Origin of the sequence: Marinobacter sp. CH_CUG1437-1 (assembly GCF_037029655.1) — a bacterium.
Taxonomy (GTDB): domain Bacteria; phylum Pseudomonadota; class Gammaproteobacteria; order Pseudomonadales; family Oleiphilaceae; genus Marinobacter; species Marinobacter salsuginis.
The window spans coordinates 419291-432270 of sequence record NZ_JAYMEW010000001.1 but is presented as its reverse complement, the minus strand read 5'-3'; the positions used below and the strand labels follow the sequence as shown (position 1 = coordinate 432270).

Below are 12980 nucleotides of genomic sequence, written 5' to 3'. Positions count from 1 at the left end.
GATTATGAGCGAAGGTCGCAGCTGTCCACTGGCGTACCGCTATTCTGCCGAAGATCTGTGTCAGGAGCCGCGCACTGTCTCCGAGGACGTGCTCTATATCATCGGCGGGCTCTATGGGAATCCCTGGGCCCTGGATGAGATCGAACAGATGGCGCTGGCGGAGGAGCGGCAGGGACACCGGGTGAAGCTGGTGTTCAATGGCGATTTCAACTGGTTCAACGCCAGCGAAAGCCTGTTCCGGGCCATCAATAATCGGGTGCTGGATCACACGGTTTCCCTTGGCAATGTGGATTACGAACTGGCGAACCCCAGCGCCGGTGCCGGTTGTGGCTGTGCCTATCCGGATTTTGTTGATCAGGGCGTGGTGGAACGCTCGAACCGGATCATGGAACGGCTCCAGGGTATTGCCGTCGAGCATCCGGATATCCAGCGGCGATTGTCATTGTTACCAAGGTATCGCTGCCTGATCTTTGGAGGCCTAAAGGTTTTGGTGGTGCACGGGGACCTGGACTCCCTGGCCGGTTGGGGTCTGGCTCACGAATCCTTTACCGAGGGGAACGACGGCAAGCTTACCGAGTGGTTCCTGGCCTCGGGGGCCGATGTAATTGCCTCCACCCACACCTGCCTGCCGGTGCTCTGGTCCGGGCTGGTGGGTGAGCAGAGCCGGGTGGTGGTGAACAACGGCTCTGCGGGCATGGGCAACCTGCAGTCTGATCCGCGTGGGCTGATTACCCGGATCGGCTTCTCCAGCCCCGTCACTGAGCCTGTTGCCGGCATTGAGCGGCACGGGCTGAATGTGTCACTGCTGCCGGTGTGCTATTCCCTTGAGGCCTGGTTGCCGGAGTTTGACCGGTTATGGCCGGCCGGCTCGCCCGCCGCCGTGTCCTATCGGAACCGGATTCGGAATGGCACCTCCCTGCATGCCGACGATGTGATTTTCCCTTCATCAATTTAACGATTTTGTCACTGGCGAATGCTTCAATCCGGTCTATTCTGAAAGAGTGAGTTGGGGCCTTGCCGTGGGCGGGTTCCGGGGCCAACTTGAAATATATTTTGTGGTCTATATAATTCACCTCTAACTTTTGCCACGAACTGATCACGTTATGACATCAGAAGGATCGAATACCACCGCCATCACGCTTCGCACACCGGTGAAGGATGATGGCTACAGGCTCCACCAGCTGGTGGCCGAGTGCCCGCCGCTGGACCCCAACTCGATTTACTGCAACCTGTTGCAGTGCAGCCACTTTGCCGAAACCGGCGTGGCCGCGGAGAAGGAAGGCGATCTGGTCGGCTTTATCTCCGGATACATCCCTCCCCAACAGCCCGAAACCGTGTTTGTCTGGCAGGTGGCGGTTCACGAAAAAGGTCGTGGACAGGGCCTCGCCAAGCGGATGCTGAAAGAAATCGTTGGTCGTGATGCGTGCAAGAACGTCAGCCACATGGAGACGACCATCACAGAAGACAACGAGGCCTCATGGGCGCTGTTCCGTTCATTCGCCCGTGATATGGGAGCCGAGCTCACCTACCACGAGCACTTCGAGAAAGAGACCCACTTTGGCGGAAACCATGATTCCGAGTTTCTGCTGCGTATCGGGCCTTTTACGAAGCCAGTCTGAGAGCCGCGGTCCAGGATCGGCCCCGTCATCTGATTGCGGGGCTGTGAACGACTGTAAAGCTGTGATTTGAATTAGCCGGCGGGCCACTGAGGTAGGTCTGTCAAAAGGCTTTAATCAACGCACGGTGGGCCTTTTACGAACACATCCGTAAGTATTGCTAAGCCGCCGCGCATCTACCTTGAACCTGACATGCTAAGAGGCAAGACGATGGAAATTTTCAAGTCGACTGAATCCGAAGTACGTGTATACAGCCGTGCGTTTCCGGTTATCTTCAACCGCGCCAAGAACGCGCATCTGTATACCGAAGATGGCAAGGAATACCTGGACTTTCTCGCTGGCGCCGGTTCCCTGAATTACGGCCACAACAACGATACCCTGAAGAAAGCACTGCTTGAATACATCGAGGCAGATGGCGTAAGCCAAGGCCTGGACATGTTTACAACGGCCAAGCACGACTTCATTGAAGCCTATAAGAAGCACATCCTGGATCCCCGCGGCCTGGACTACAAAATGCAGTTTACCGGCCCCACCGGCACCAACTGTGTCGAAGCGGCCCTGAAACTGGCCCGCAAGGTGAAAGGCCGCAGTGGCATTATTTCCTTCACCAATGGTTTCCACGGCGTCACCATGGGTGCCGTTGCCACCACCGGTAACAAGCACCACCGGGGCGGTGTTGGTACGCCGCTGGGTAATGTCGATTTCATGTTCTACGACGGCTACCTGGGCGATGATGTCGATACCCTGGCGATCATGGACAAACTGCTGAGCGACGGCTCTTCGGGCTTCGAACTGCCAGCGGCGGTGATTGTGGAAGCCGTCCAGGGCGAGGGTGGTCTGAACGCCTGTCGCGCGGAATGGCTGAAGGGGCTGTCTGAGCTTTGCAAGAAGCACGACATCCTGCTGATTCTGGATGACATCCAGGCGGGTAATGGCCGCACCGGTGAGTTCTTCAGTTTTGAATTCGCCGGCATCAAGCCGGACATCGTAACGGTTTCCAAGTCCCTCAGTGGCTATGGTCTGCCAATGGCGCTGGTGTTGTTCAAGCCGGAGCTGGATATCTGGGATCCGGGCGAGCACAACGGTACCTTCCGTGGTAACAACATGGCCTTCATCACTGCCCGTGCCGCGGTTGAGAACTACTGGAAAGACGACGCCTTCGCCAACGAGGTCAAGGCCAAGACCAAGGTTCTGGGCGATGCGCTGCAGGCGATTTGCGACAAGTACCCCGGTCAGTTCAAAATGAAGGGGCGCGGTTTGATGCGTGGTATTGAAGCAACCCACGCGGACATCACAGGCCCGATTACCAAACGTGCCTTCGAGCACGGCCTGATCATCGAGACCAGTGGTCCGAATGATGAAGTCATCAAGTGCCTGATGCCGTTGACGACCAGCGAGGAAGACCTGAAGAAAGGGGCTGCCCTGCTGGCGAAAAGTGTGGACGAAATCATGCAGGAAGGGCTCAGCGAGGCGTCGTAAGGCGCCCGCACTTCCAGACATTCATGCTGCAGGATAGCAAAGGCAAGATTATGACCAGCCAACTACATACCGTTGAAAAAATCGGCGGCACCTCGATGAGTAACTACGAGGCCGTCCGTGACAATATCATTATCGGTAATCGCAAGAAGGACAATCTGTACCAGCGCATTTTTGTGGTCTCTGCCTACGGTGGCGTGACCAACGAGTTGCTGGAGCACAAGAAGACCGGTGAGCCGGGCGTCTATGCCCTGTTTGCGGATGCCGAGTCGGACTGGGCCTGGGGCGACGACCTCACCAAACTGGTCAAGTTTCTGACTGATATCAACGGTGAGCTGTTCGAAGACCCGATGCTCAAGCAGCAGGCGGACCAGTTCATCACCGACCGCATCGAGGGTGTGCGGGGCTGCCTGATCGACCTGCAGCGCCTGTGTTCCTACGGCCAGTTCCAGCTGGAAGAGCATCTGCTCACTGTACGTGAAATGCTGGCCGGCATCGGTGAGGCCCACAGTGCCTTCAACACCGCCCTGAAGCTCCAGCAGGAAGGCATCAATGCCCGCTTCGTGGATCTGACCGGCTGGCGCGACAACGAGCTGCTGCCGCTTGACGAGAAGCTCAAGCAGGCCTTCGATGCCGTGGACCTGAGCCGCGAACTGCCGATCGTGACCGGTTATGCCCAGTGTAAAGAAGGTCTGATGCGGACCTTCGACCGCGGCTACAGTGAGATGACCTTCAGCCGGGTGGCCGTGATCACCGAGGCCCGCGAGGCGATCATCCACAAGGAATACCATCTGAGCTCTGCCGATCCCAACATCGTTGGCGCGGACAAGGTGGTACCCCTGGGCCGCACCAACTACGACGTGGCAGACCAGCTGGCCAACCTGGGCATGGAGGCGATCCATCCCCGTGCCGGCAAGGGCATGCGCCAGAACGAGATTCCGCTGCGGGTGATGAATACCTTTGAACCGGAGCACACCGGTACCCTGATCACCGGCGATTACGTCAGTGAGAAACCCCAGGTGGAGATCATTGCCGGCGCCAAGGGTGTGTTTGCCGTGGAAGTGTTCGATCAGGACATGCAGGGCGAGCCCGGTTCCGACCGCCGTATCCTGGATGTGTTGAGCCGTTTTAAGGTTCGGTTCATGTCCAAGGACACCAACGCCAACACCATCACCCATTACGTGGGCAGCACGCTCAAACACGTCAAGCGGGTGGTCAAGGCGCTGAAGGAAGAGTTCCCCAATGCCGAGATCAACACCCGGAAAGTGGCTGTGGTTTCGGCGATCGGCAGCGATATGAAGGTTCCGGGCATTCTGTCCCGCTCCGTCAAGGCGCTGGCTGATGAGGAAATCAGCGTTCTGGCGTTGCACCAGTGCATGCGTCAGGTGGATATCCAGTTTGTGGTGGATGAGGATGACTACGAGAAGGCGATCGTTGCTCTGCACGGCGTACTCATCGAGCCTCATAACCACGAGTACGCCATTGTCGCAGCCTGAGCTGCCATAGCTTTGCAGGCGATGCCCACAGGCCGACCGCTCGTGTCGCCTGTGGGTTTTTACTGACCCTCCCCCGGTAAATCCATCAGCTTCTCCACGTCGTATTCCCTGATGTAAATTTTGACCGGTACCTTAGCCATGCGAACGACTGAAAGGCTGGGACCGTCTCCGACAACGCCCAACGATGGTGAAAGGGATTCCCTGGTCGGGCTGTACTTCAGGGATGCGTCCCGGTATGAACTGCTGACAGACGAGGCTGAACGCCGCCTCTCCCGCAAACTGACTCTGTGTTACCAAATCATCAGTACCGAACTGGTCCTGCCGGCGGACACCCCGCAGACGTTCCGGGAAGTGATTGGTAGCCTCGGAGATGCCTGTGCGTTTTCGTCCCGATGTCGTCGGGCGTTCCACCTCGCCACGGCCTGTCGGCGCAAGCTTATCCAGAGCAACCTTCGTCTGGCGGTGCATATCGCCCGTCGCTACGGGCAGCACGGCATCCCCATGTCAGACCTGATTCAGGATGCGAACGTGGGCCTGATCAAGGCCGTGGAGCGGTTTGATCCCACCAAGGGCTTCCGCTTCTCGACCTACGCCTACTGGTGGATCAGTGAGGAGGTCAAACGCTGCCTGCAGCGCGGTACCCGTCTGGTGCATACGCCGGAAAACGTGGTGGATGAAATCCGTCAGCTGCAGAAGCTGTCTTTGAGGCTGCACCAGAGCCTGGGCCGGACGCCGTCCCAGACCGAGCTGGCCCGCGAGATGGAAGCCAGCCCGTCCAGGATTGGCGAACTGAGAGCCCTGGCAACCAGGGAGCTGTCTACGGATGTTCCGCTGGTGGAGGACGGTTCGGTCACCCTTGGCGATAGTCTGGACGCCGGCGATCAGATGGCGCCCGACCATCCAATGTCTGATCGCGATCGTCGACGGACGCTCAAATCCATGCTCAGCGAGCTGAGTGATCGGGAGAAGGACATCCTGTCGCGTCGGTACGGTCTTGGACTGCCGGAGCCGGAAACCCTGCAGGTGATTTCCGATGATCTGGGTATCAGCCGGGAGCGGGTGCGCCAGATTGAGAAGACCGCATTGAGGAAACTGCAAAGTCGCTACGAAACACCTGAAGACGCCTTTGGAGCCTGATAGTCCATCAGGCTCTGCACTTCCCGGAAAGACTCAGTGCGCCGCGTGGAGAAGGAAAAACCAGGCGGCCGCTGTGAGCTGACAAACTACAACCACTGAGGTAAGAAGAAGTCGAAGCCGCAAATACCAGGCGGGCCAGTAAACCTTCATCCAGCGGGCGTCCACCATGTAGAGCGCCAGATAGGCGATGGTGTAGAGCACAATCTGACCGGTTACCGGCAAGAGCAAGCCGAGGCCTGCTGAGACAAAAAATACCTGGCTAAGCAGTATGGTAACGATGGGCGAGAGGGGATAGGAGCAGTTGTCCAACTGCATGGCAATGGGCCAGTAGACGCCAGCCATGAAGGCCAGGATACCGGCACTGTACAGATAGAAATAGCCCAGCAGCGCCACGCTGTACTGAGGCATCAAGAACAGCCCTGCGAGAAGGCCGATAAAAGGAACCAGCCCCGCGATGCCAACAAGGATGGCGAGTCTTGCTACTGCAATCACGGTTTTTGCCTCTGAACCCGGATTCTCATGGGTTCAACTTCTGAAGGTTCCATGCCAACCATTTCGTGGTAGGCGGAAGGGTGCACAACCTGGGTTTCACGGATATCAAACGAAGCCAGGGTATCCTGGACTTGCCAGGCGCTTCGGAACAGTGAGGTAGTGCCGTTTTTTTCAGAGAGCAGCAGAGGTTGGTCATCAATGCTGAGGCGCGCCATGTAATGTTGGCCCTCAAGCGAAAGGATCTCAAGCAGGTCGATAACCGGACTCTGCATGCTTCTGAGTTGGTCGAGGGTGATTCGCACAGACAAGCTCCGTGGTTCATAACACTCCAGAACTTACGACCCCTCAGCCTATTGAGATCATTGGCTCAGTAAATAGCACTCCCGATGTTGTGGGCACGCCACCAGATGGTCGTTCACCATGCCCGTTGCCTGCATAAACGCGTAGACGATGGTAGGACCGACAAAGGTGAACCCGGCGCGTTTCAGGGCTTTCGACATGGCTTCGGATTCCGGCGTGGCCGTGGGAACCTCGGAAAAGGAGCGCCAGCGGTTCTGGATCGGCTGGTGTTCAACGAAGGACCAGAGAAAGTCACTGAACCCTGTGCCTTTATCACGCAAATCCAGATAGCCCCGGGCATTCTTGATGATTGACTGTACCTTCAGCCGGTTGCGGATAATGCCCGGGTTGCTGAGCAGCGCCTCAATCGTGCTCTCGTCGTATTGCACGATCTTTTCCGGATCGAAGTGATCGTAAGCCGCGCGATAGTTCTCCTGTTTTCGCAGGATGGTGATCCAGCTCAGGCCGGCCTGTTGACCGTCCAGGCAGAGTTTTTCGAACAAGGCGAGATCGTCGTATTCGGGGCGGCCCCACACGGTGTCGTGATAGTGCACGTAGAGTGGGTCGTCGCCACACCATGGGCAGCGTTCCGGGGTGTCCATAAACTGACCTGTTTTATCTGTGTCTGGCCCGAGTCACGGGGTTTTGCAACGGATAGTGCGCTGGAACAGTGGCTCCCAGGAGGCGTCGATGGGTTCTGCATCCACCAGTGAGAAATCGTGGGGCGGCGGTTCAAGCAAGGTAATTTCCGGCCATACCGGCCGGCTTCCCCGAAACACCACGGTTACCAGGTAGCCCTCAATGTAGCAGCAGGCGGCTTGCCAGTCCTGTTCCGGCTGGTCGCCGTAGATCTCGAAATTCTTGCGCACCTCCAGGGTCTGGAGGTTGCCGGCAATGCCGCGCCCGGTTGCCTTCAGCCAGGCTTCTTTGAGGGTCCAGACCTTGAGGAAGGTATTCGAGTCGTCTTCCCGGAACAGCCATTCCTGTTCGACCGGGGAGAACCAGCGTTTGACCACTTTCTGCCACTGGGCATGGCGCTGGCAGGGCTCGAGATCCAGTCCGATGGGTGAGTCTGCCCGAGTGGCGCAGGCGGAGAGACCCTGGCTATGGCTGAGAGACAACCGCCAGCCCTCGGGTGAACCGGAAGCGTTGGGGCGGCCGGCCACCGGGCAGCAATGGTTGGGCGGAACCATGGCGGATTTGCCAATGGCCTGGCGAATAAGCCAGCGACTGGACAGGTATTCCCGCTCCCGGGGGCCACTGAATTTGCCCACGGTCTCGCGTTCATAGTCGGTCAGCCAGGCCGGGTGGGCGATCTCGGGCCCATCTGTCTGGTGGCAAAGCCAGACAGATGGGCGGTCATCAGGGCTGAAGTCGTTGGATGAGCCAGCCATCGCCGTCCCTCACATATTCAAAGCGGTCATGGAGCCGGCTGGGCCGGCCCTGCCAGAACTCGATACGGTCGGGGACAATGCGATAACCACCCCAGAAACTTGGGAGGGGCACTTCGCCGTCACTGAATTTGCGTTTGATTTCGGCCACCTTCTGTTCGAGCAGCCCTCGGGAGGTGATGGTCTTGCTCTGTTCGGATACCCAGGCGCCAATCTGACTGCCCCGGGGTCGTGATGCAAAGTAGCGCAGGGATTCTGCTTTGCTTACCTTCTCAACGGCCCCCTGAATCCGTACCTGACGATTCAGTCCGATCCAGGGAAATAGCAGGGCTGCTTGGGGGTTCTCTTCCATTTCCCGCGCCTTCCGGCTGCCGTAATTGGTGTAGAAGACAAAACCCTCGTCGTCGAAGTATTTCAGCAAGACCGTGCGCAGGTCCGGCATGCCATCCCGACCTGTGGTCGCCAGCGACATGGCGTTGGGCTCGAGAATGCCTGCCTCCCGGGCATCTTCAAACCAGACCTGGAACTGCCTGACCGGATTACTGTCCAGCGCATCGCGATCCAGCCCCTCACTCTCGAAATCACGACGCATATCGCCGATATCCATAATGCTCCCTCTCATTCGAGTTCTACTGGCCCGGGATAAATACGATTCCGAAGCATATCGGGTTCAGGCCTGTCTGTCAGCGATGCTTATGTCGGAGTCTGTTACATAAAGCCAACAATAGAATGAGACCCAATTCACACTTAGCCCGTATCTAACCGGACGTTGATCTAGGTCAGCATTGAGCAACCGGGAAATCTGACCCGTTCCAACACACCACTAAAAGGTCGAACGAGATGATGTCCGAATATAATTTGCCCCTTGTGGCTGCTTCCTTTCTGGTCGCTGTGCTGGCTGCATACGCTGCCCTGTTCTTCGGCGCCAGATTGACCAACGCCAAAGATGGCGAGCGTATAAAATGGCTGGCCGCTGGTGCCGTGTTGATGGGAACCGGCGTTTGGACCATGCATTTTGTCGGAATGCGTGCTATGCCGATGGACGTCGCCATGACATTCGATGTCCTGATGACGGCGGTTTCCTGGCTCGCGGCTGTGGTTGCCTCAGGCATTGCCCTGCATATTATCGGGCGGGAGCGATTGGGAGCGCCTCTGTTTGCTGGTGCGACGCTCTTCATGGCCGGCGGCATTGTTGTCATGCATTACCTGGGAATGTACGCGATGCGAATGTCTGCGCCGCCGACATTCAACATTGGATTTCTTGCCGTTTCCATCGTGATTGCCGTTGTCGCATCCGGTGTCGCGCTTGCACTGTGCCGCAAGCTTCAGGGCATGGACGGAGCGGGATCCCTGGCCATTCAGTTTGTGGCTGCCCTGGTGATGGCTGCGGCAATCTGTGGCATGCACTACACCGGCATGATGGCGATGACTTTTCCTGAAGGTGCTGTTCCTGCAGTGGACAACGGCCTGCGCGGGGACTGGATGGGCATCCCGCTGGCCGTTTTCTGCATTGCGCTGCTTGCTGTCGCGTTGGTGGTCACTGTCCTGGATGTGAAACATCAGCGTGCCGTTGCGGTACGCAAGGCGGAGGAAGATCAGCGGGTGGCAGAGCTGGCTTTTGTAGACACCGTGACCGGCCTGCCCAACCGTTCAGCACTGGAGGAACGTCTGCTGGATATCCTTGCCCGGGACAACGCCGGCGGTAACCCATTTGCCCTGATTTATCTGGATATTGCCAACTTCCGGGAGCTTTCCAGCAGCATGGGTGAAGGATCGCTGAATACGGTGGTCAAGGAAATCAGTGCGGCGCTGCTGGACCAGATGTCGGACCCGATTTATCTGGCCCGGTATTCAGCCAGCGCCTTCTTTGCCCTGGTGCCCGATCATGAGGACAGCCAGCACGCGTTCATGTACAAACGGCTCCGCCAGATCAATGAGCGTATTGGTACTCCGGCTATGCCGGTCACCTGGCGTGTCGGCCAGTCTGCTTACCCGGCAACCGGAAATTCCACGCGCAAGCTGATCCGCGCTGCCATGGTGCCAAGAGACCCCGAAGAGATTGGCCAGTTTTCCAACATGGTCACTGACCCGGAGCTGGTGTTGCCGGGTCATAAGCTACAGAGCTGACAAACCGGCACAAGGCCGACTATCCTTGTGAACAGGCAGGTGGGCAAGATTGCCCCGGGAATCCGCCGGTTATAAGGAGATGTCTGTGGCCCAGAGCCGTAAAAGCAGTCGCATGCCCAGGAATCTGTTGATCGGATTCCTGGGGCTTCTGATTCTGTACACCCTGGCAGGGTTCCTGCTGCTTCCCTGGTGGCTGGAGCGGATGGTGCCAGAGCAGCTGGACCAGCGTATGGGCTGGCAGGCAGAAATCACCGATATCCGTACCAATCCCTTTACCCTTCGGGTAGAAGCTCTGGGACTGTCTGCGGCCGATGCGGAGGGCGAGCAGGTGGTTGGCTTTGACCGGCTCATGGTGGACATGAATTTTTTCCAGCTGATTCGCGGAATTGCCGGTTTTGAAGCCATTCAGCTGGACGAGCCTTACGTTCGGGTAGACCTCCTGGAGGATTACAGCGTTAATTTTGCCAGGGACTGGCAGGCGGCCAATTCGGAGGCCGTCCAGGATCAGCCCCCGGCCGCGCAAGCCGAGGAAACCGGCCCACCCAGGCTCTATTTTGGTCAAATTGCGCTGAACGGCGGCGAAATGCTGTTCCGGGACTTCACCAAGCAGGAAATGGCAGAGTTTCGGATTACCCCGCTGGATCTGACACTGAACGACCTCGCCACCTGGCAACGGGACGGGCAGGACAGCGATTACTCCCTGCTGGCGGCTTTGGGTAGCCAGACCGTCGAGTGGCAAGGGGATCTGAGTGTCGCGCCATTCTATTCCAACGGTACCCTCAAAGTGTCGGCGGTGGGCTATGAAACCCTGGCGCACTTTCTGGCGCCGTTTTTCCCCTACGACCTGCGTGGCGGCAGCGTTACTCTCAGCTCGGACTATGAAATCCAGGCCGGAGACGCCTTTTACCTGGAAACGACCAACGGTCAGCTGAAACTCGAGAATCTTGCCGTCGCCCTGGATGAGCAGAGTGATCAGGCCAGGCTGACGAACGCCCTGCTGTCGGTGGATGCCATCGGTTTCGACCTCAACCGGAGGGAGGTCCGTATCGGCCAGGTGTCCCTGGACAAGCTCGATCTCGCCCTGGCGCGAAGTGCAGCGGGGGAAATCGACTGGTTGGCGCCGCTGGCCTCCGAACAGGGAGAGGCTGAAAGCGCAGACGACGCATCGTCTGCCGGGCAGCCGTTCCGCTGGTCAGTCGCGGGCCTGGCGCTCTCCGACGGTCGGGTTTTCTGGCAGGACAGTCAGCCGGAGACGGCGGCTGAAATTGCTCTTGAGCAACTCTCGATTTCGGTAGGGCGGATAAGTCACGAGCTGGAGGAACCGGTTACTTACGAAGCCCGGGGAACCCTGGCCAGTGGTGGGCAGTTGTCGCTGAATGGCCAGGTTACGCCCGCGCCATTTACCCTGGAAGCGGCCATATCCGGGAGCGGTGTCGCGCTGGCGGCCTTCGAGCCATACGTGCAGGAGGGCGCCAACCTCGCCATAACCAACGGTACTCTGGGCCTCGATGGCAATCTGGACCTCGATGGCCAACAGGACCCGCTCACCGGCACCTTCAGCGGAACTGCGGAAGTGGCCGGCCTGGACCTGAAACTGCCTGACAGTTCCGGATCGCTGGTGTCATGGCAAACGTTGCGCCTGGCGCCGATTGAATACAACGTCCACCCTGCCCGGTTGGAAATCGGCACCGTGACCCTGGCCCAGCCGAGGATCAACATTGTCCGCAATACCGACAGCGTCCATAACGTGGAGCGCATTGCCAAGGGGGCCGGTTCCGCCGGGGAACAAGAACCGGCCCCGGAGGCCGCAGAGGGAACCGGCGACTCCGAGCCCGAATTCATTTTCCGCATTGGACAGCTGATGCTTGAGAACGGTGAGCTGGCCTACACCGATCGTACGCTGGATCCCGCCTTCACCACATCGTTTGGTGAGCTGAATGGCAGCGTAACCGGATTGAGCAACATTTCCCCGCAGCAGGGCAAGGTATCCATAAGGGGTCGGGTCGGCGGCGTGGCGGACCTCGATTTTGAAGGCACCATTGGGACCCTCGGCACCGAGGATGTCAGCGATCTCCGGTTGATCATGCAGGATCTGTCGCTACCGGCGCTGTCGCCGTATTTCGGGCGATACCTGGGCTACGGCGTGGACAGTGGCAAGCTGAATCTTAACCTGGATTACGAGATTGCCGGCTCACGAATCGATGCCTCCAACCTGGTGGTGATGGATCGGCTGGAACTGGGTTCCGCCATAGCCAGCGACGACGCCGTCAATGCGCCGGTCAAACTGGGTCTGGCCCTGCTCAGGGACAGCAAAGGGGTTATTGAAGTGGACCTGCCGATCAGCGGCGACCTGGCCGACCCGGACTTCAGTGTCGGCAAGGTGGTGATGCGGGCATTCGTAAACCTGTTGGCGAAGGCCGCGGCGTCACCGTTCAGTATGCTTGGTTCGATTGCGGAGCTGGCCGGGTTGAGCGGGGAAGAGTTGGGCAAGGTGAGCTTTGTTCCCGGCAGTATCCAGCTGGCCGAGGGTGAGGCCGAAAAGCTGGCGGCGTTGGCGGACGCCTTGCTGGAACGCCCGGACCTGTTGCTGAATATTCGGGGTAATGTTGAGCCCCAGGCTGACGGACTTGCGCTGTTGCGGGACGATCTGACCGCTGGTGGTGAACAGGAACTGTCCGAGGAAGAGTGGCAGGAGGCCCGGGAAGCCTATCTGGCCGGTGAGCGGTCACTGGCGCCGGAAGCATTGAGTAACCTGGCCTCCTCACGAGGGGTAACCTTGCGGAATGTCCTGCAGCAAACGCACGGAGTACCGGCTGATCAGCTATTCCTGCTCGATCCGGCCCGTAATGCCGAAGTGGGTGGCGAAGGTAACGTGATCGTCGCCTTTAACCTGGATGTGCGTTGAC

General features: G+C 58.5%; 12 protein-coding genes. 7 read left to right on the top strand and 5 right to left on the bottom strand.

Features of this window, described 5'->3' with window-relative positions; all coding sequences use genetic code 11:
* The first annotated feature begins 4 nt into the window (after positions 1 to 4).
* From WA411_RS02000 to WA411_RS01980, 5 genes are all read left to right on the top strand, one after another.
* Complete coding sequence (locus WA411_RS02000) at positions 5 to 955, top strand: hypothetical protein (RefSeq protein WP_291905179.1); 951 nt, start codon at positions 5 to 7, stop codon at positions 953 to 955.
* Between the two features lie 148 nt (positions 956 to 1103).
* On the top strand, positions 1104 to 1619 hold the full coding sequence (ectA, locus tag WA411_RS01995) for a diaminobutyrate acetyltransferase (protein ID WP_291905181.1): 516 nt from the start codon (positions 1104 to 1106) through the stop codon (positions 1617 to 1619).
* Between the two features lie 207 nt (positions 1620 to 1826).
* Positions 1827 to 3095, top strand: a complete 1269-nt coding sequence (gene ectB, locus WA411_RS01990) for a diaminobutyrate--2-oxoglutarate transaminase (protein WP_291905184.1) — start codon at positions 1827 to 1829, stop codon at positions 3093 to 3095.
* Between the two features lie 50 nt (positions 3096 to 3145).
* A complete protein-coding gene (locus WA411_RS01985; protein WP_069182836.1) occupies positions 3146 to 4588 on the top strand; it encodes an aspartate kinase in 1443 nt (480 codons plus the stop codon).
* 138 nt (positions 4589 to 4726) lie between these two features.
* Entirely contained in the window at positions 4727 to 5725 is a 999-nt protein-coding gene (locus tag WA411_RS01980) for a sigma-70 family RNA polymerase sigma factor (RefSeq protein ID WP_291905187.1), read from the top strand.
* A 33-nt stretch (positions 5726 to 5758) separates the two neighbouring features.
* On the opposite strand, the gene WA411_RS01975 is transcribed toward WA411_RS01980, so the two are convergent.
* Genes WA411_RS01975 through pdxH form a run of 5 tightly spaced genes read right to left on the bottom strand, consistent with a single transcriptional unit; the run spans position 5759 to position 8554 of the window.
* Complete coding sequence (locus WA411_RS01975) at positions 5759 to 6217, bottom strand: DUF3429 domain-containing protein (RefSeq protein ID WP_153634214.1); 459 nt, start codon at positions 6215 to 6217, stop codon at positions 5759 to 5761.
* Positions 6214 to 6519 (bottom strand): DUF6482 family protein, encoded by a 306-nt coding sequence (locus tag WA411_RS01970; RefSeq protein ID WP_291905189.1) that lies wholly within the window; start codon positions 6517 to 6519, stop codon positions 6214 to 6216. The genes WA411_RS01975 and WA411_RS01970 overlap by 4 nt, the downstream gene beginning before the upstream one ends.
* Before the next feature lie 57 nt (positions 6520 to 6576).
* Positions 6577 to 7158: a DNA-3-methyladenine glycosylase I gene (locus tag WA411_RS01965; RefSeq protein WP_291905191.1), complete on the bottom strand. Its 582-nt coding sequence runs from the start codon at positions 7156 to 7158 to the stop codon at positions 6577 to 6579.
* A 33-nt stretch (positions 7159 to 7191) separates the two neighbouring features.
* Complete coding sequence (locus WA411_RS01960) at positions 7192 to 7950, bottom strand: 4'-phosphopantetheinyl transferase family protein (protein WP_291905195.1); 759 nt, start codon at positions 7948 to 7950, stop codon at positions 7192 to 7194.
* Positions 7919 to 8554, bottom strand: coding sequence for a pyridoxamine 5'-phosphate oxidase (gene pdxH, locus WA411_RS01955; protein ID WP_291905810.1), 636 nt, complete (start codon positions 8552 to 8554; stop codon positions 7919 to 7921). The genes WA411_RS01960 and pdxH overlap by 32 nt, the downstream gene beginning before the upstream one ends.
* A gap of 236 nt (positions 8555 to 8790) precedes the next feature.
* Between pdxH and WA411_RS01950 the strand changes: the two genes are divergently transcribed.
* Together WA411_RS01950 and WA411_RS01945 are read left to right on the top strand one after the other, a co-directional pair.
* Positions 8791 to 10074 (top strand): MHYT domain-containing protein, encoded by a 1284-nt coding sequence (locus WA411_RS01950; RefSeq protein WP_291905198.1) that lies wholly within the window; start codon positions 8791 to 8793, stop codon positions 10072 to 10074.
* A gap of 79 nt (positions 10075 to 10153) precedes the next feature.
* Positions 10154 to 12979, top strand: coding sequence for a DUF748 domain-containing protein (locus tag WA411_RS01945; RefSeq protein WP_291905811.1), 2826 nt, complete (start codon positions 10154 to 10156; stop codon positions 12977 to 12979).
* The last annotated feature ends 1 nt before the right edge of the window (position 12980 follow it).

Excerpts from the sequence above, each read along its gene's own strand:
- WA411_RS02000 (WP_291905179.1), top strand. The coding sequence starts at position 5 with ATGAGCGAAGGTCGCAGCTGTCCACTGGCGTACCGCTATTCTGCCGAA.
- ectA (WP_291905181.1), top strand. The coding sequence starts at position 1,104 with ATGACATCAGAAGGATCGAATACCACCGCCATCACGCTTCGCACACCG.
- ectB (WP_291905184.1), top strand. The coding sequence starts at position 1,827 with ATGGAAATTTTCAAGTCGACTGAATCCGAAGTACGTGTATACAGCCGT.
- WA411_RS01985 (WP_069182836.1), top strand. The coding sequence starts at position 3,146 with ATGACCAGCCAACTACATACCGTTGAAAAAATCGGCGGCACCTCGATG.
- WA411_RS01980 (WP_291905187.1), top strand. The coding sequence starts at position 4,727 with ATGCGAACGACTGAAAGGCTGGGACCGTCTCCGACAACGCCCAACGAT.
- WA411_RS01965 (WP_291905191.1), bottom strand. The coding sequence starts at position 7,158 with ATGGACACCCCGGAACGCTGCCCATGGTGTGGCGACGACCCACTCTAC.
- WA411_RS01960 (WP_291905195.1), bottom strand. The coding sequence starts at position 7,950 with ATGGCTGGCTCATCCAACGACTTCAGCCCTGATGACCGCCCATCTGTC.
- pdxH (WP_291905810.1), bottom strand. The coding sequence starts at position 8,554 with ATGGATATCGGCGATATGCGTCGTGATTTCGAGAGTGAGGGGCTGGAT.
- WA411_RS01950 (WP_291905198.1), top strand. The coding sequence starts at position 8,791 with ATGTCCGAATATAATTTGCCCCTTGTGGCTGCTTCCTTTCTGGTCGCT.
- WA411_RS01945 (WP_291905811.1), top strand. The coding sequence starts at position 10,154 with ATGTCTGTGGCCCAGAGCCGTAAAAGCAGTCGCATGCCCAGGAATCTG.